The sequence below is a fragment of the Kitasatospora sp. NPDC101155 genome (assembly GCF_044768305.1).
Taxonomy (GTDB): domain Bacteria; phylum Actinomycetota; class Actinomycetes; order Streptomycetales; family Streptomycetaceae; genus Kitasatospora.
The window spans coordinates 102,320-117,514 of the sequence record NZ_JBIWPN010000007.1; the positions used below are offsets into that span (position 1 = coordinate 102,320).

The following is a 15,195-nucleotide window of genomic DNA, read 5'->3' on the forward strand; positions in this document are numbered from 1 at the left end:
GGGCCCCCCGCCGGGGGGGCCCCCCGCCCCCCGGGGCCCGGCGGGGGGGCCGGGGGGGGGGGGGGGGGGGGGCCCCCCCCCCCGGGGGGGCGCCCCCCCCCCCGGGGGGGGGGGGGGGGGGGGCCCCCCCCCCCCCCGCGCCACGGCCCGCGTCCAACTGACGGTCAGCGCCTGCATCATGCTCGCCCCACTGCTGCTCGGCACCCTCTCCGACCACCTCGGCGTCCGCCCGGCCTTCGGCCTCGCCGGCTGCCTGCTGCCCGCGGCCGCCCTGCTGCTCGCCGCCCGGCGCGCGCACCCGGCCCCAGCCACCGCCTCGATCTCGGGAGCCACCCGCCATGTCCGTCACTGACAGCTGCGCGCGGGCCCGCGCCACCCTCGCCCGCAACCACCGCACCGGATTCTCCCAAGCCGCCCAGCGCCGCTATGACTTCACCTGCCCCTCGCCTGACAGCTACCCCTTCCAGTGGGCCTGGGACAGCAGCTTCCACGCCATCGCCCTCAGCCACCTCGACCCGCGCAGGGCCCAGGACGAACTGCGCACCCTCCTCGGCGCGGTCACCCCCACCGGCTTCCTGCCCCACATGGTCCTGTGGCAGGACGACCTACGGCCACGCGCCACCGCGGACTTCAGGATCGACCTGTGGCAGGGATGGCGCTCCGTCACCATCGCCCCGCCCGTGGTGGCACGCGCCGTCGAACACGTCTACCGGGCCACCGGCGACACCCTGTGGCTGCGCCGCGTCCTGCCACCGACCCTCGCCTTCTTCGACTGGCTCAAGTCCCACCGCACCAGCCCCGGCACCGGACTGCTGGAGATCTACCAGCCCGACGAGTCCGGACTGGACAGCAGCCCCAAGTACGACACCGCCCTCGGCATCCACACGGCCGTCCCGCACACCGTGCACACCGCCTGGCACGACGCGATGCGCTCCCTGATCACCGCCTACTCCTCACCGGCTCGCACCCCCGAAACCCCGCTGCGCACCCGAAAATTGTTCGTCTGGAACGACGTGCTGGTCAACACCGTCTACGCGGACGGGCTCGCCTGCCTGGCCCGCCTGGTCCGCGCGGCCGGCACCAACGGCCGCGGACACGGGGGGCGTACGGGCGGGCCCCACGGGCGTACGGACCGGCCCGACGGGCGTACGGACGGGCCCGACGGGCGTACGGCACAGCGGTTGACCGAGGAGTCCCGGGCGGTCGGCGACGCCCTGATGAAGCACTGCTGGGACGAGGAGGCCGGCGTCTTCCACGACCTGGACCTGGTCGCCGGCAAGCGCAGTGCGGTCCTCACCGCCAGTTCGCTGCTGCCCGTGGTGCTCGACTCGGTGCCGGAGGCCGTCGCGCGCCGGGTCATCGAGCAGCACCTGCTGGAGGAGCGGGAGTTCTGGCGACCGTATCCGGTTCCCAGCGTCGCGGCCACGGAGCCGTCCTACGATCCCTCGTTCCGCACGGGGGCGATCTTCCGTGGTTCCAGCTGGGTCAATCTCAACTGGTACCTGTACTGGGGGCTGCGCGGGCGCGGCTACCGTGCCGAGGCCGACACGCTCGCGGCGCGTACCTGTGTGTTCGTCGCGGGCTGCGACACCACGCGGGAGTGCTACGACCCGGAGGACGCCGCGGGGCAGGGTGCGCGTTCCTTCGGGTGGAGTTCGCTGGTCCTCGATCTCGCCTCGGCGATGGCGGCCGATCCGGTGCGGGAGGGGTGACCGTGGCCAACTGGGGTTTTCTGGGCGCCGGTTCGATCGCGGCCTCCAGTCTGGCACCCGCCGTGCATGCGGCCGACCGACCGCGTCTGCACGCCGTCGCGGCGAGCGACGCCCGGCGGGCCCGGGCTCTGGACCCGGCGCGGGTGTACACCCGCTACGGGGACCTCCTCGACGATCCCGGCGTGGAGGTCGTCTACGTGGCGCTGCACAACAGCGCGCACCGAACGTGGGTGGAGCGGGCCGTGCGCGCGGGCAAGCACGTGCTGTGCGAGAAGCCGCTCGGTCTGAGCGCCGCCGAGGTCGCCGCGATGACGGCCGCCGCCCGTGACGCCGGCCGGCTGCTCGTCGAGGCGGCCTGGAACCGCTGGCACCCGCGCACCCGTGACCTGGAGGCGGTGATCGCCGGTGGCGCGGTCGGCACCGTCCGCACGGTCACCAGCCGGTTCGACGGGCTCGCTCCGGCTGCCGGCAACTACCGGCGTGACGCCGCGCTGGGCGGCGGCGCCCTCTACGACGTCGGCTACTACGCCGTTTCCGCCGCGCTGGCCGCCTTCGGCTGGCGGGCCCCGAGGGTGGTGCGGGCCGAGCAGGAGCACTGGGAGGTCGGCTCGGCCGATTCGGCCACGCGTTTCCTGCTCGAGTTCCCGGGCGGGGGCACCGCCGAGGTGGGGTGCTCGCTCGTGGGCGGCAGGTCGGAGACGTTCACCGTCACCGGCACCGGCGGCTCGCTCGCCCTCGATCAGCCGGCCTTCTGCGCCGGTGCGGCCCCCAGCACGCTCACCGTCACCGGCGGACGAGCGCGGCACTACCCCGCGTTGGACCCGTACCGCCTCATGGTCGAGGCGGTGGACGCTGCGGTGGGTGGGGACACCGGCGTCCACCTGGTCGTCCCGGCGCAGTCGTTGCTGATCGCCGCCACCCTGGACGCAGTGCGCGGCCACCTGCGGCCAGACCCCGCAGGTGGGCACCGGGGCCGCGTCCGCCCGGGCGCGCTGGACGGGGCCGGTGCGACGCCGCTGTGAGCGGGCCGGGCTGTCACGAGGGGGCCGGGCGGGACGGGTTGCTGGGCCGTGTCAGCCCACGTCGATCCGGAAGACCAGGCGGCCATCCTCCGCGAACCACTGGCCGTTGAGGACGGGGGACTGTGCGGAGGGCGTGACGGCCACCGCGCAGCCCCCGGCTTCTCGCACTCTGGATCTGGTAGCCCCTCACCGGGGGATGCACCGCTGCGATGCCGGGCTGTTTCCTGAGCTACGCACCGCTCGTTACTACAGGTACAGCCCGGCGAAGACCCCATCGAACCCCAGAGCGAATCGGGCCTCGTCGAGGGTCCGGTAGTTCGTCCAGCTCGGGTTGTCGGCGAGCATGGCGTCGAAGTCCCGCCGGGTGATCTCCGGCTCCAGCCATTCCGCTCCGCAGCGGCAGCGGATCCAGACGTGGCGGCGGTGGTTGATCAGCAGCCAGTCGCGCCGGGCTCGGCAGCCGGAGCAGGTCACCGGGATTCCGCGTACTCACTTCTTGATGTACTGAATTCCGCGCTCGGGCTGCCCGCGACCCCTTGGAGCGCGCTCACGCCTGTGTCGACCCTCTGTGGTGCGGTCCATACGTGAGCGCGCGTCCCGGTGGTCAGCGCATGAGGCCGCGCAGCAGCCGTACGTAGCGGCTCCAGTGAGCCGGGCGGGCCACCGCGCCCGAACAGGCCAGTTCGGCGCGGTCCAGGCTGTCCTCCAGGCAGGCGTCATGGAGGGGGCGGAAGATGAGCGGCCAGGTGAGGCGCGCCGGGCCGCGGGCAGCCATGGCGAGGGTGTGGCGCAGGAGCGTGTGCTCCTCGTCGACGGCCAGGGCGGTGTATTCGTGGAATCCGTGGAAGCCGCGCGGCCCGCTGAAGGTGAAGCGCACCCATTGCGAGGGGACATGTGCGGTGACGGTGTATCGGACCGGGCCGTGCCCGCCGGCCGCCCCGGCTGCCAGGGGGCGGTCGAACGCCATCGGCGGCCAGCTGCCGTGCGGCCAGAGCTTGTCGTCACTGCTCGCCAGGGTGTCTATCAGCGCTCCCACCTCGCTTCGCTTCGCGGCCAGCAGGCGCTCGTGCACGTTGTAGACGCCCATGCGTCCTCCTCGGGCTCTTTTTAGAGGCATCTCTCTAATATTGTGGAGAGTACTCTCTAGTTCATGGCAAGACCACCCCGCTTCGATGTGCAGCAGCTCCTCGACGCCGCCGTACGACTGGCCGCCGTAGGGGGCCCGGCCGCGGTGACGATGTCCGCGGTCGCCGCGGAGGTGGGCGCCCCGAGCGGTTCGGTTTACCACCGGTTCGCCGGACGACCCGCGCTGCTCGCCGAGGTGTGGCTGCGGACGGTGGAGAACTTCCAGGAGGGCTACTTCAAGGCCCTCGACGCAGGCGCCGACGCTCGGCAGGCGGGCTGTGCGGCGGCACGCCATGTCGTCGCCTGGAGTCGCGCCCACCCGGAGGAGGCCGCTCTCCTCCTCTACGGCGCCGAGGACTTCGGGCGCGCCGACTGGCCCGAGGAACACCTCCAGCGGGCGGACCGCGGCAACCAGCGCGTGCGCGCCTCCCTCGCCTCCCTCGCCACTGCCCTGGGCGCCGAAGGCCAGCAGGCCACCGAGCGAGTCGCACTCGCCGTGGTCGACCTGCCCCTCTCACTGGTTCGCCGCCACCTCCGGGCCGGCGACCCCCTCCCCGTCCACGCCGAGGACCTCGCCGAGGAGTGCACCGCCGCACTGCTCGGCTCGCTTCCTACGGCGTCGGCGTCTGCGCCAACGGCTCCAGCCACAGGCTGAAGAACTGCCCCCATGGCCATCGAGCGGGACAGCAGAGTCGCCTGACGACTGAGCACGTTCATCCGGACTTAGCTCGACTCTGTCGGGGATCTTGGACGATCTGGCTCAAGTGCCAAGGGTTCGCCAGGACTTCGGCCGAGGGACGTCGTTCTCGTCCAGGAAGGTCTGGAATGCGGTCGGTGGTCTCGGCGAGGGGGCTTCCTCGGTGGCTGGCCGACCGCTAAGCCGTTCGATGTTCACGGCGATGGCTGTGAGTACGTGTTGCAGGTGGGCTTTCGGCTGTCCTCGGTAGCGGCAGCGGCGTGCAGACTCTCTGATCGCCCGCACTCAGTGATTCCGATGACGAAGAACAGCCTGCCGACACCAGGACGGCAGCGGTGGCGACAGTGGCAGCCGTGACACGTACGGCACTTGACGGCATGGGCGCCTCCCCTGCTGCGGAAGCCTAGCGACATCCCACCATGGCTGACAGGTCATCAGCACAACACTCTTGCTCGCCATGCGTCGTCCCTCTCCCGCAAGACACCTGCCGGTCACTGATCCGGTGTCGGTGGCAGCCCAGCGGGTGGGCCGGATCGAACTCCAGCCGCTGCGGCAGCAGGACCCCGAATTGGTCCCACAGAGGTTCGATCAGCCATGACGACAGCGCAGGCGCAGGTCCCTCCGGTGATCACAGAGCGTCGCAACTCCATGATCACGGAACCTGTGCCTGTCCTGCCTACCCACCGGCCTCACTCGCCGCCTATCTGCGCGGCCTCTTACCTGAGCACTTCACCGAGTACGCCGACAGCGGTCCTACGAACTTCCCCCGGATGCCGAGCGAGAAGCCAACGTGGTTATTCGCACAAGTAGTTCAGGAATGCCATGGCATCGACGCCGGGTGCGCGCTCGGACAGGAGTGCGGCGAGCCGGCTGTGATAGGCGGGCGGCCAGTTCTCGTGGCCGTCCTCATCTTCACCGGGGTGATGGAGGTGCTCCACGACGTATGCCTGGGCGAGGCAGGCCTCCGCGCGGTGGTGGGCTTCTCCCTGATCGCCTGGCGCACGGCCCGACCGGACCTCGCCCGCCGGGACATCGAGGAGTCCGCCGAGCACTTCGCGTCCGGACGGCTGCGCACCGCCGTGCACGCCCGCCTCCCGCTCGCCGAAGCGGCCACCGGCTGCTGGAGGAGCGCTCCCACCTCGGGCGCATCCTCCTGCTGCCCTGACCCGGGCGGGGCCGGGGCTACCCTGGCCCCGCACCGAAAGCCCGTACGGGCCCCGCGAACGAAAGGCCTCCACCGTGAGCACTCCCAGCACTCCCGTCGTCCAACGGACGGACGACCGGCACCGCTACGAGATCCTGGTCGACGGCGAGCTCGCCGGGTTCACCGAGTACCTGGACCGCGACGCGCAGCGGGTCTTCTACCACACCGTGGTCGACGAGGCCTTCGCCGGACGGGGCCTGGCCGGGCAGCTCGTCCAGGAGGCGCTGACCGACGTCCGCGCCGCCGGGAAGCGGATCGTGCCGGTCTGCCCGTACGTGGCCAAGTTCCTCACCAAGCACGACGAGTTCGCCGACCTCACCGACCCGGTCACCCCGGAGGTCACGGACTGGCTGCGCACCCGGCTGCGCTGACGGACGGCACCGCGGTCGGCAGCCACCAGGGCCCGGCGGTCACCGGCCGACGGGTTCCGCCGTGAGCGCGCCGAGGAGGCTGAGCGCCTCCTCGGCGCGGCTCCCGGGCGCGGCCGTGTAGACCACCAGCAGGTGGTGGGCGGCGCCGGGGGCGCGGAAGCTCTCGTAGTCGAGGGCGATCTCCCCGACGGCCTGGTGGTGGAAGCGCTTGGCGCCGTGGCTCTTCTCGTGCACCTCGCGGCCGGCCCACAGGGTGCGGAACTCCGCGCTGCCGAGCGAGAGTTCGCCGATCAGGCGGACGAGTTCGGGGTCGTGCGGCCGACGACCGGCGGCCATCCGCAGGATGCCGACGGTGGTGCGGGCGGCCTCCGCCCAGTCGAGGTGGACCTCGGGAGCGTTCGGGTCGAGGAAGATCCTGCGGGCCATGTTCCGCTCGCGCGGCGGGAGTCGGGGGAAGTCCGCGATCAGCACGGCCGCCAGCCGGTTCCACGCCAGCACGTCGTTACGGTCGTTCATGACCAGGGCGGGGGTGGCCGCCATCGCCTCGACCACCCGCCGCAGCGCCGGGCGCAGCTCCTGCGGCCGCCCCGGCGCCGGCCGCCCCGCCGCCGAGCGGCGCGGCGGACGGGCCAGGTCGTACAGGTGGGCGCGCTCGGCGGGACCGAGCCGCAGCGCCCGGCCGATCGCGTCCAGCACCTCGTCGGAGGGCCGGTCGGCGCGGCCCTGCTCCAGGCGCACGTAGTAGTCGGTGCTGAGGCCGACCAGTTCCGCGACCTCCTCGCGCCGCAGCCCCGGCACCCGGCGGCGCCCGGTCGGCGGCAGCCCGGCCTCCTCGGGGGTGAGCAGGGCCCGGCGGGTGCGCAGGTACTCGCCGAGGCTGCCGGCGAGCGGGTTCGGGTCGGCCATGCGCTCCAGTATGGCGGCGCGGAACGGGGCCGCGGGGGCCTGAGGGTGGCCCTGTCGGACCCAGGGAACGGGACTCCCTTCATCCGCCGTCACCGTCCACGAACCATCGGCGCATGACCACTTCCCCACCCCTCCCGACCACCGCGGACCTCGGCCGGGGCCGCTACTGGGCCACCGTCGGCGCGGTCGGCTGCGCCAGCGCGATGCTGCCGTTCTCGGTGACCGGCGCCGCCGTCGCACTGCCCGGCATGGCCGCGCGGCTCGGCGCCTCGACCGACGCCGCCCAGTGGATGCTGAACGCCTTCAACATCACCTTCGCCGCTCTGCCGCTGGCCGCCGGCGGCCTCGCCGACCGCCTCGGGCGACGCCGGGTGCTGCTGGCCGGGATCGCGCTGGTCGGGGCGCTGTCCCTGCTGGTCGCGCTCGCGCCGTCGATGGCGGTGGTCGACGCGGCCCGCGCCGTACAGGGCTGCGGGGCCGCGGCCGTCCTGGCGGCGGGCGCGGCGGTGCTGGCCGACTCGACGTCAGGGCGGCGCCGGCAGCTGGCCTTCGGGGTGCTGGGCACCTCCTTCGGCACCGGCCTGGCGGTGGGACCCCCGGCGGCCGGCGCGCTGGTGCAGGCGGGCGGCTGGCGGGCGGTGTTCCTGCTGGTCGCGGCGCTGGCCCTGCCCGCGTACCTGTGCGCCACCCGGGCGCCGGAGTCCCGCCGCCCGGACCGCCCGCCGCTCGACCTGGCCGGGCTGGGCTGCTTCACCGCCGGGCTCGTGGCGCTGTCCCTCGCGCTGGTGCGGGCCACCGGCTCCGGTTGGACGGCGCCGAGCACCCTGCTGCCGCTGGTCGGCGCGGCACTGCTGATGGCCGCCTTCGCGGTGGTAGAGCTGCGCCGGCCGGAGCGGGCGATGTTCGACCTCCGGCTCTTCCGGCGACCCGAGTTCCTCGCCGTGGTGTGCCAGCCGTTCACCGTGACCCTCGGCTTCGTTGTGCTGCTGGTCTACCTGCCCGCCTACCTGCAGGGGGTGGGCGGTCGCAGCGTGCTGACCAGCGGTCTGCTCCTGCTGCCACTGACCGCACCCGTCCTGCTGCTACCGCTGCCGGCGGGCCGGCTGGCCTCGGCGCTGTCCGTCCGTACGGTGCTGACCGCCGCCTCGGCGCTGATCGCGCTGGGCGCCCTGCTGCTGGTCACGGTGCGCGACGACGCGTCCTGGGCGGCACTGGCGGTGCCGCTGCTGCCCTTCGGCGCCGGGGTGGGGCTGGCGTTCGGGGTGATGGACGACGCGGCGGTGAGCACCGTCCCGGTCGAGCGCGCCGGGGCCGCGGCGGGCGTCTTCAACACGATGCGGATCACCGGCGAGTCGGTCGCGGTCTCCGGCGCGGCCGCGCTGCTCACCGCCCTGACCGCCGCCCATCTTCCGGGCCTCCCCGGCGCCGAGGCGGCCCGGCTCGCCGCCCACGCCGTCCAGGGCCAGGTGGACCCGGCCCGGCGGGAGGCGCTGACGGCGGGCTTCACCGGGGCCCTGCACGTCCTCGGGACGGTCCTCGCCGTGCTGTCCACGGTGGGGGCGTATCTCACCCACCGGGCGCTGCGGGAGCCGGCCGGTGGGTGAGACACGCCCGCGCCCCGCCGGGGTCCCGGCGGGGCGCGGTGTCCGATCGGTGGTGCGTCACATGTTGATCATGTGGCCGGCCAGGCCGTGGATGGCCTCCTTGACCGCCTCGCCCAGGGTCGGGTGGGCGTGCACGTTGCGGGCGACCTCGTGGACGGTGAGGTCCCACTGCTGGGCCAGGGTCAGCTCGGGCAGCAGTTCGGTGACCTCGGGGCCGATCAGGTGGGCGCCGAGCAGCTCACCGTGCTTGTTGTCGCTGATGACCTTGACGAAGCCGATCGGGTGGCCGAGGCCGTGCGCCTTGCCGTTCGCGGTGAACGGGAACTTGGCGACCTTGACGTCGTAGCCCAGCTCGCGGGCCTGCGCCTCGGTGTAGCCGAAGGAGGCGATCTGCGGCTGGCAGTAGGTGGCACGCGGGATCATGACGAAGTCGACCTCCATGGTCTCCGCCCCGCCGATGGTCTCGGCGGCGATCACGGCCATCGTCTCGGCGGCGTGCGCGAGCATCAGCTTGGCGGTGACGTCGCCGATCGCGAAGATGTGGTCGACGCTGGTGCGGCCGCGGCCGTCCACCGCGATGGCGTTGCGGTCGGTGAGCTTGACCCCGGTGTTCTCCAGGCCGTAGCCGTTGACCCGCGGCGCGAAGCCGATCGCCTGGAGCACCTTGTCGGCCTCCAGCACCTGCTGCCGGCCGTCCTTGGTGACGGTGACGCGGACCTTGGCGTTCGGGTCGCTGTCGTCGATCGACTCGACCCGGGTGGAGGTGAGCACCTCGATGCCCAGCTTGCGGTACTGCTTGGCGAGTTCGGTGGAGACCTCGACGTCCTCCAGCGGGACCACGCGGTCCAGGAACTCGACGATGGTGACCTTCACACCGTAGTTGTGCAGCACGTAGGCGAACTCGACGCCGATCGCACCGGCGCCCGCGATGATGATGCTCTCCGGCAGTTGCTCGGTGAGGATCTGCTCCTCGTAGGTGACCACGCGGTCGCTCAGGCTGGTGCCGGGCAGCAGACGGGTGGTGGCGCCGGCCGCGATGATGCAGTGGTCGAAGGTGACGACGTCGAAGCCGCCGCCGCTGAGCGCGACCTGGAGGGTGTGGTCGTCGACGAAGGTGCCCCAGCCGTCGTACTCGGTGATGCCGTTCTTCTTCATCAGGTAGTGGACGCCCTTGACCCGGCCGTCGGCCACCGAGCGGCTGCGGCGGAAGGCCTCGCCGAAGTCGAAGGTCACCTGGCCCTCGACCTTGATGCCGAAGGTCTTGGCCTCCTTGGTGAAGATGTGGGCGAGCTCGGCGTTGCGCAGCAGGGCCTTGGAGGGGATGCAGCCGACGTTGAGGCAGACGCCGCCCCAGTACTTGGCCTCGATGACCGCGACCTTCAGACCCAGCTGGGCCGAACGGACGGCGGCGGTGTAGCCGCCGGGGCCCGCGCCGAGGACGACGACGTCGTAGTGCGTGCTCATGTTGCTGACTCCTCCGAGGGTGTCACGGTGTCGTGATCTCGGTCCCATGGTGTCAGGACCGGGCTCGACGCACCCACCGGGTCTCGGCGGATGCGCTCCGCGCGGCACCGTACAGGGCCCGGGCCGGATTGGACAGAACAACCCGAAGACAGCCCAGCAGGGCGTCAGTCAGTGGTAGAGCCAGGACCACCGGAACCTGAGTATCAGCATCAATGTCAGTGGTGCCCGCTACGGTGACTCGCACCCGACCCCACCAGGGGCGATGTCGGAGGGGAGGCTCCGGATGGACGGTATGCGCACGGCAGGCGGGTGGGCCCGCCGCCCGAGGACGGCAGCGGGCCCACCCGGGCGTCAGGCGGTCACCTCGTGGGCGTCGGTCGCTCCGCCGGAGGCACTGCCCGGATCGCTCATACCCGCGCCGGCCGTGGTCTGAGCGGCCGGGTGCCGGACCGGTCCGGGCTGCTGTGCCGGTACCGGCCGCTGGAGCGAGGAGAGGTCCCAGGCGTAGGTGCCGACGGCGTGCGCGATCACGTCGATGTTGACGTCGAAGGCGTCCATGTCGATGTTGTCCAGGTCGTCGCAGGCCTTGTGGTAGCAGGAGTCGAAGGCGGTGCCCGCTTTGCCGCCGTAACGGGCCTCCTGCTCAGGGGACTTGATCACCTCGGCGCCGGTGTCGGTGCCGCCGGCCGGGATGCCCGCGTCGATGAACGGTCCGTAGTCGGAGCGGCCGTTGAAGGCGGAGGGGTCGTGCGGGAGGTCGCGGCCGTCCAGGTACTCGGTCAGGTCCCGCTCGATCTGCGCCGAGCCCTCGGGGCCCGCGCCGCCGCCCGCGCTGCCGGAGCCGTTGTAGACGAACTGCGCGTAGTTGGGGGAGGCGATCATGTCGAAGTTGAGGTAGAGCCGGATCTTCTTCCGGTCCGCCTCGGAGAGTGACTTCACGTAGGCCTCGGAGCCCTTGAGGCCGAACTCCTCGGCGGACCACCAGGCGAACCTGACCTTGTTCCTCACCGGGCGGACACTGAGGTTCCTGGCGACCTCCAGGATGCCGGCCGAGCCGGAGCCGTTGTCGTTGACGCCGGGCCCGGCGGGGACGGAGTCCAGGTGGGCACCGATCATCACGGTGTTCTCCGGGTCGCCGCCGCGGGTCTCGGCGATGACGTTCCAGGTCTTGCGCGGCTCCATGGAGGTCCGGATGTCGAGCCTGAGCCGCACCGGCCCGGCGGCGGCCTTCGCGGCCAGCGCCTCCCCGGCGGCCTTGGTGATCCCGCCGGTCGGCACCTTCCCGGCGGTCGGCTCGCCCAGGGTCCCGTTCAGGTCGCCGTCGGCGTTGTTGTAGACGACCGCCCCGACGGCACCGGCCGCCGCCGCGGCGGCCTGCTTCGCGCCGAAGCTGCACCCGCCGCGCCGGATCAGTGCGATCCGGCCGGTGAAGGCGCCCGCCGGGTAGTCGGCGGGCGCGCAGCCGGTGGTGGCGCTGACCGGTGCCACGGCCAGGTCGGCGGTCAGGCCTGCCTCCGGGCCGCTCACCGAGTAGGTCATGGCGATCACCTTCACCGATTCGGCCTGCGGGGACACCACGTCCAGGTGCTCCGAACGCGCCTGGAAGAAGGTGTACTCGAACTCCTGCTCGGACGCCTTGAGCCCGGCCCGGCGCGCCTGCTCGTAGATGTACCGAGCGGACTCCTCGTGCCCCTTCGAACCCGCGTCTCTGGTACCGCCGTTGCGGTCCGCGAAGCGTTGCAGCGCGGCCAGCGTCTCGTGCGCGCCCTCGGCGCTGCTGGCCTCGACCAGCCGCTCGGCGAGCTTCGCGCCCCGGCGGGCCGGGTCCGGGTCGGCGTTCGCGGTGCCGGCGCCGACCAGGAGCAGCGGGGTGGCCAGCGCGGCGGCGGTCAGCGTGGCGCCCGCGCGACTCCGGTGACGGACGGTGCGCAGGCGCAGTATCCGGGCGATGTGGTCCAACGGGGTGGAACGGTCGAACGGCGAGGTCTGACGACGACTGCGCAGCTTCAAGGCGACTCCTTCCGACGGTCCGTGAACTCCCGATTTGACATGACCGGAATCACCTTGCCAAGCCCGCCGCGCGGCCGCGAAGTGCGCAGGACGGTCTGCGCTGTGATCCTGGAGGGGTGGGGGCGTCTCATCCAGGAGGGTGACCACATGTCCATGTTGGATAAGCTCAAGAGCCTGCTGAAGGGGCACGAGGAGCAGACCGAGAAGGGCATCGACAAGGCGGGTGACGCCTTCGACGAACGCACCGAGGGCAAGTACAGCAGCCAGACCGACGCAGCTCAGGACAAACTGAAGCAACAGTTCCGCGACGAGCCGCCGCAGTAACACGCGAGGCCAGAAACGCTCACCGGGCCGGGGGCGGCGGCACTCAGCCGTCGCCCCGGTCCAACGGCTCCAACGGCTCGCTCTCATCGCCCGCGCCGCAGTTCTCGCACGGCCCGGGGTCGAGCCGCTCGCGCAGCCGTCCGCGCTCCGGGCACACCCGGTCCAGCCAACAGGCCGACTCGCCGCCTTCGTCCATTGCCCGATTCTGCCCGGGGCACCCGCAGGAACGCGAGTAGACACTGTCTACTACTGACTGGTAGACAGTGTCTATGACTGATCAGGACAGGGACCTGCGCGCCCGGCTGGTGGCCGCCGGCGTCGAGCTGGTGACACGGGAGGGCGTGCACGCGCTCGGCCTGCGCGAGATCGCCCGCCACGCCGGCGTCTCGCACGGAGCGCCGCGCCGCTACTTCGCCACCCACCGCGAACTGCTCGCCGCCATCGCCCAGCACGGCTTCGGGAAGCTCACCGACTCCCTCGCGGGCGCCGACGCCCTCGTCGCCACCAGCGGCACCGACGCGCGCACCCGCCTCGCCGCCCTGGCCCGCGCCTACCTCGCTTTCGCGGCGGCCAACCCCGGCATGTTCGAGCTGATGTTCCGTCACGACCTCCTGGAGGGCAGCGGCGCCGAGCTGCGCCGCACCACCCTGCCGCTGTTCCTGACCTTCGCCGGCCTGGTCGCCGAGGTCCACCCGCAGCGCGACGACCCGACCGCCGCCACCGCCGTCCTCTGGGCCAACCTGCACGGCCTCGCCCAGCTGCGCGCCTGGGGCAGCCTGCGGCTCGTCACCGACGGTGAGGACATCGACCCGCTGCTGCGCGCCGCCCTGGACGCCCACCTCGGCCCGGCCACCCGGTGACGCCGTCGACGCCCGCCCGCAGCGGGTCGCCCAGCCCGGCGGCCCACCGACCCGGCCACGGCAGTCGGGCCCGTGGCGCCGCAACCCCGCTTCCGGCGCCGGTGCCGGTACCGGTGCAACCATCTGATCGGTGCGCGAGGTCATGTGCGGTCAGCACGCCCGAGATCGCCGACACACCCTCCGGGCTGCCGCTGGCCGTGGGGGACGGAGTGGTCTGCGTGACCACCCCGACCCGGGTGCACGTCCTCGCCGCGGAGTCGGGCGAGGCCCGTTGGGAGGTGCCCGTTCCCGATTGGCGCGACGTCCCGTGGGAGCAGGGTCCCGCCGTCGGCAGTGGCGGGGCCCTCGCGCCCTACGGGACCACGCTCCGCTCCTACGACGTGGCCGACGGCAGCCTGCGCTGGAGCGGCCCACCGAACAGCTCCGGCGTACCGGTCGTCGCCGGAGACACCGTGTACACTCCCGGCCGGCCCACGGGACTCCGCGCGTTCGACATCCACAGCGGCGAGCAGCGCTGGGAGCAGAACGCCGTCCGCGCGGTCCAGGTCGAGGGCGGTCCCGCCGTCTGGCAGGGCGTCGCCTATCTCGCGGACTGTGACGGCCCGGAGACGAGGAACCCGGCCGTCCTCGCGCTGGACGCGACGACCGGCCGGGTGCGCTGGCGGCGCGCGGCCGAGGATGCTGACAAGCTGCCCGCCGGTGGTCACCGACGGGACGGTCTGTCTGCTCAGCGGGGACGCGCTCACGGTGCTCGACGCGGACACCGGCGACACCCGTTGGACGGCCACCACGCCCGTCGGCCTCGGCCGCGGGGAGAGCTCCATGACCGCCGCCGACGGCACCGCGTACGTCGGGACGAACGACGACCGCCTGTACGCGTACGACCTCGCGACGGGCCGGCTCCGCTGGCAGGACGAGCCGGAGCACCGCCGCTCCGACACCGATTTCACCCGGATCTCCCTCGCCGCCACCGGAACAACGGTCTACCGCGCCAGCCGCACCGGTGTCCACGCCCTCGGCGCCGTGCCCTCGGCCTGAACGGTCGCCCTCCGGCCCCCGGCGCGGTCGAACGCGCCGGGGGCCTGACCACGCCTCGGACCGACCGGGTCACCTCACGTCGGCCGTGGAGATGACCACCACCTTCGCCACCGAGCCGTCCTCGTCGACCGAGTCGCGCAGGTGCCGGAAGCCCAGCCGCTCGCACATCGTCAGGCTCGGGGTGTTCTCCGCGCCCACCAGGCCGTAGACCTCCTTGAGGCCGAGCCCATCGGCGGCGTAGCGGATCAGGCCGCGGACCACCTCGGAGCCCAGGCCCCGGCCCCAGAACTCCGGGGCGAGGGCGGCGATCAGCTCATGGCCGTCGACGTTGCCGGTCGGCTTCACCTCCGCGTGGCCCGCGTAGGCGCCGTCCAGCCACAGGCCCCACACGTCGAACATCTCCTTGGGGTACACCTCGGTCAGGATCGCCTTGAACAGCGCGCGGATCTGCGGCTCGGGCACGAGGTCCTGGCCCATCCAGCGGCACACCTCCGCGTTGCGCAGGAGGGAGACGAAGGCGTCCTCGTGCTCGGGCCGGTAGGGGACGAACTCCAGGTGTTCGGTGCGCAGCACGGGGGTCACGGTGAGCTCCTCGGGGGTTGTCGTGGGACGGTCACGTCAGGCTTCGGCGTTCTCCATGCGCTCGCGCAGGCTCCGCGGCCGCATGTCGGTCCACACCTCGTCGACGTAGGCGGAGCACTCCGCCTCGGTGCCCTCCTTGCCGACGGGCTGCCAGCCGGCGGGCACCTCGATGTCGACGGGCCAGAGGGAGTACTGCTCCTCGTCGTTGCGCAGCACCTGGTAGCGGGTGTTCTCGTCCATGTCTTGCTCCTTCGTCATCGTCGGTTCCTCATCGGC

The 15,195-nt window shown here is 72.5% G+C and carries 19 protein-coding genes and 2 pseudogenes; 10 read left to right on the forward strand and 11 right to left on the reverse strand.

Going from position 1 to position 15,195, the window contains the following annotated elements; translation table 11 throughout:
* Nucleotides 1-178 precede the first annotated feature (178 nt).
* From ACIRYZ_RS13035 to ACIRYZ_RS13045, 3 genes are read left to right on the forward strand one after another with little or no spacing between them, the layout of a single operon-like run.
* Nucleotides 179-352, forward strand: a complete 174-nt coding sequence (locus ACIRYZ_RS13035) for a hypothetical protein (protein WP_402942916.1) — start codon at nt 179-181, stop codon at nt 350-352.
* Nucleotides 339-1,712, forward strand: a complete 1,374-nt coding sequence (locus ACIRYZ_RS13040) for an amylo-alpha-1,6-glucosidase (RefSeq protein ID WP_402942919.1) — start codon at nt 339-341, stop codon at nt 1,710-1,712. Before ACIRYZ_RS13035 ends, ACIRYZ_RS13040 begins: the two co-directional genes overlap by 14 nt.
* A 2-nt stretch (nt 1,713-1,714) precedes the next feature.
* Nucleotides 1,715-2,734 (forward strand): Gfo/Idh/MocA family protein, encoded by a 1,020-nt coding sequence (locus ACIRYZ_RS13045; RefSeq protein ID WP_402942922.1) that lies wholly within the window; start codon nt 1,715-1,717, stop codon nt 2,732-2,734.
* A 246-nt stretch (nt 2,735-2,980) separates the two neighbouring features.
* Here the strand turns inward: ACIRYZ_RS13045 and ACIRYZ_RS13050 are convergent, their stop codons facing one another.
* Both ACIRYZ_RS13050 and ACIRYZ_RS13055 read right to left on the reverse strand, forming a co-directional pair.
* Nucleotides 2,981-3,208: a hypothetical protein gene (locus ACIRYZ_RS13050; protein ID WP_402942925.1), complete on the reverse strand. Its 228-nt coding sequence runs from the start codon at nt 3,206-3,208 to the stop codon at nt 2,981-2,983.
* A gap of 130 nt (nt 3,209-3,338) precedes the next feature.
* On the reverse strand, nt 3,339-3,821 hold the full coding sequence (locus ACIRYZ_RS13055) for an SRPBCC family protein (RefSeq protein ID WP_402942928.1): 483 nt from the start codon (nt 3,819-3,821) through the stop codon (nt 3,339-3,341).
* Nucleotides 3,822-3,884: 63 nt separating this feature from the next.
* On the opposite strand from ACIRYZ_RS13055, the gene ACIRYZ_RS13060 reads away from it, so the two are divergent.
* Nucleotides 3,885-4,514, forward strand: a complete 630-nt coding sequence (locus ACIRYZ_RS13060) for a TetR/AcrR family transcriptional regulator (RefSeq protein ID WP_402942930.1) — start codon at nt 3,885-3,887, stop codon at nt 4,512-4,514.
* A 105-nt stretch (nt 4,515-4,619) separates the two neighbouring features.
* Here ACIRYZ_RS13060 and ACIRYZ_RS13065 read toward each other — a convergent pair whose 3' ends face one another.
* The 3 genes and pseudogenes from ACIRYZ_RS13065 to ACIRYZ_RS13075 form a co-directional block, all read right to left on the reverse strand.
* Nucleotides 4,620-4,841, reverse strand: a complete 222-nt coding sequence (locus ACIRYZ_RS13065) for a transposase (protein ID WP_402942933.1) — start codon at nt 4,839-4,841, stop codon at nt 4,620-4,622.
* Between the two features lie 202 nt (nt 4,842-5,043).
* Nucleotides 5,044-5,160, reverse strand: a pseudogene (locus tag ACIRYZ_RS13070) (IS5/IS1182 family transposase); the annotation flags it as partial.
* 190 nt (nt 5,161-5,350) lie between these two features.
* Complete coding sequence (locus tag ACIRYZ_RS13075; protein ID WP_402942936.1) at nt 5,351-5,641, reverse strand: hypothetical protein; 291 nt, start codon at nt 5,639-5,641, stop codon at nt 5,351-5,353.
* A gap of 154 nt (nt 5,642-5,795) precedes the next feature.
* Here ACIRYZ_RS13075 and ACIRYZ_RS13080 point away from each other — a divergent pair, with 154 nt between their 5' ends.
* Nucleotides 5,796-6,131, forward strand: a complete 336-nt coding sequence (locus ACIRYZ_RS13080) for a GNAT family N-acetyltransferase (RefSeq protein ID WP_402942938.1) — start codon at nt 5,796-5,798, stop codon at nt 6,129-6,131.
* A 39-nt stretch (nt 6,132-6,170) separates the two neighbouring features.
* Here the strand turns inward: ACIRYZ_RS13080 and ACIRYZ_RS13085 are convergent, their stop codons facing one another.
* Nucleotides 6,171-7,037, reverse strand: coding sequence for a helix-turn-helix transcriptional regulator (locus ACIRYZ_RS13085; protein WP_402942941.1), 867 nt, complete (start codon nt 7,035-7,037; stop codon nt 6,171-6,173).
* 113 nt (nt 7,038-7,150) lie between these two features.
* Between ACIRYZ_RS13085 and ACIRYZ_RS13090 the strand changes: the two genes are divergently transcribed.
* Nucleotides 7,151-8,641 (forward strand): MFS transporter, encoded by a 1,491-nt coding sequence (locus tag ACIRYZ_RS13090; RefSeq protein ID WP_402942943.1) that lies wholly within the window; start codon nt 7,151-7,153, stop codon nt 8,639-8,641.
* A 57-nt stretch (nt 8,642-8,698) separates the two neighbouring features.
* On the opposite strand, the gene lpdA is transcribed toward ACIRYZ_RS13090, so the two are convergent.
* Together lpdA and ACIRYZ_RS13100 are read right to left on the reverse strand one after the other, a co-directional pair.
* Nucleotides 8,699-10,105 carry a dihydrolipoyl dehydrogenase gene (gene lpdA / locus ACIRYZ_RS13095; protein ID WP_402942946.1) on the reverse strand — a complete coding sequence of 469 codons (1,407 nt, stop codon included), beginning with the start codon at nt 10,103-10,105 and terminating at the stop codon, nt 8,699-8,701.
* Between the two features lie 351 nt (nt 10,106-10,456).
* A complete protein-coding gene (locus tag ACIRYZ_RS13100) occupies nt 10,457-11,998 on the reverse strand; it encodes a M28 family peptidase (RefSeq protein ID WP_402943428.1) in 1,542 nt (513 codons plus the stop codon).
* Nucleotides 11,999-12,262: 264 nt separating this feature from the next.
* Between ACIRYZ_RS13100 and ACIRYZ_RS13105 the strand changes: the two genes are divergently transcribed.
* Entirely contained in the window at nt 12,263-12,439 is a 177-nt protein-coding gene (locus ACIRYZ_RS13105) for an antitoxin (protein ID WP_402942949.1), read from the forward strand.
* A gap of 43 nt (nt 12,440-12,482) precedes the next feature.
* On the opposite strand, the gene ACIRYZ_RS13110 is transcribed toward ACIRYZ_RS13105, so the two are convergent.
* Nucleotides 12,483-12,635 (reverse strand): hypothetical protein, encoded by a 153-nt coding sequence (locus ACIRYZ_RS13110; RefSeq protein ID WP_402942951.1) that lies wholly within the window; start codon nt 12,633-12,635, stop codon nt 12,483-12,485.
* Nucleotides 12,636-12,708: 73 nt separating this feature from the next.
* On the opposite strand from ACIRYZ_RS13110, the gene ACIRYZ_RS13115 reads away from it, so the two are divergent.
* The 3 genes and pseudogenes from ACIRYZ_RS13115 (at nt 12,709) to ACIRYZ_RS13125 (ending at nt 14,337) form a co-directional block, all read left to right on the forward strand.
* Nucleotides 12,709-13,299 (forward strand): TetR/AcrR family transcriptional regulator, encoded by a 591-nt coding sequence (locus ACIRYZ_RS13115; RefSeq protein WP_402942953.1) that lies wholly within the window; start codon nt 12,709-12,711, stop codon nt 13,297-13,299.
* A gap of 113 nt (nt 13,300-13,412) precedes the next feature.
* Nucleotides 13,413-13,808, forward strand: a pseudogene (locus tag ACIRYZ_RS13120) (PQQ-binding-like beta-propeller repeat protein); the annotation flags it as partial.
* Between the two features lie 85 nt (nt 13,809-13,893).
* Nucleotides 13,894-14,337, forward strand: a complete 444-nt coding sequence (locus ACIRYZ_RS13125) for a PQQ-binding-like beta-propeller repeat protein (RefSeq protein ID WP_402942956.1) — start codon at nt 13,894-13,896, stop codon at nt 14,335-14,337.
* 69 nt (nt 14,338-14,406) lie between these two features.
* Here the strand turns inward: ACIRYZ_RS13125 and ACIRYZ_RS13130 are convergent, their stop codons facing one another.
* The gene (locus tag ACIRYZ_RS13130; protein ID WP_402942959.1) at nt 14,407-14,919 is read right to left on the reverse strand and encodes a GNAT family N-acetyltransferase; all 513 of its coding nucleotides are present in this window, start codon (nt 14,917-14,919) and stop codon (nt 14,407-14,409) included.
* A 36-nt stretch (nt 14,920-14,955) separates the two neighbouring features.
* Nucleotides 14,956-15,159, reverse strand: coding sequence for an MbtH family NRPS accessory protein (locus ACIRYZ_RS13135; RefSeq protein ID WP_043505857.1), 204 nt, complete (start codon nt 15,157-15,159; stop codon nt 14,956-14,958).
* Nucleotides 15,160-15,195 lie beyond the last annotated feature (36 nt).

Bases quoted from the DNA above. Each gene is read 5' to 3' on its own strand.
- ACIRYZ_RS13090 (WP_402942943.1), top strand. From the start codon at position 7,151: ATGACCACTTCCCCACCCCTCCCGACCACCGCGGACCTCGGCCGGGGC.
- ACIRYZ_RS13085 (WP_402942941.1), bottom strand. From the start codon at position 7,037: ATGGCCGACCCGAACCCGCTCGCCGGCAGCCTCGGCGAGTACCTGCGC.
- ACIRYZ_RS13110 (WP_402942951.1), bottom strand. From the start codon at position 12,635: ATGGACGAAGGCGGCGAGTCGGCCTGTTGGCTGGACCGGGTGTGCCCG.
- ACIRYZ_RS13060 (WP_402942930.1), top strand. From the start codon at position 3,885: ATGGCAAGACCACCCCGCTTCGATGTGCAGCAGCTCCTCGACGCCGCC.
- ACIRYZ_RS13115 (WP_402942953.1), top strand. From the start codon at position 12,709: ATGACTGATCAGGACAGGGACCTGCGCGCCCGGCTGGTGGCCGCCGGC.
- ACIRYZ_RS13135 (WP_043505857.1), bottom strand. From the start codon at position 15,159: ATGGACGAGAACACCCGCTACCAGGTGCTGCGCAACGACGAGGAGCAG.
- ACIRYZ_RS13035 (WP_402942916.1), top strand. From the start codon at position 179: ATGCTCGCCCCACTGCTGCTCGGCACCCTCTCCGACCACCTCGGCGTC.
- ACIRYZ_RS13105 (WP_402942949.1), top strand. From the start codon at position 12,263: ATGTCCATGTTGGATAAGCTCAAGAGCCTGCTGAAGGGGCACGAGGAG.
- ACIRYZ_RS13055 (WP_402942928.1), bottom strand. From the start codon at position 3,821: ATGGGCGTCTACAACGTGCACGAGCGCCTGCTGGCCGCGAAGCGAAGC.
- ACIRYZ_RS13040 (WP_402942919.1), top strand. From the start codon at position 339: ATGTCCGTCACTGACAGCTGCGCGCGGGCCCGCGCCACCCTCGCCCGC.
- lpdA (WP_402942946.1), bottom strand. From the start codon at position 10,105: ATGAGCACGCACTACGACGTCGTCGTCCTCGGCGCGGGCCCCGGCGGC.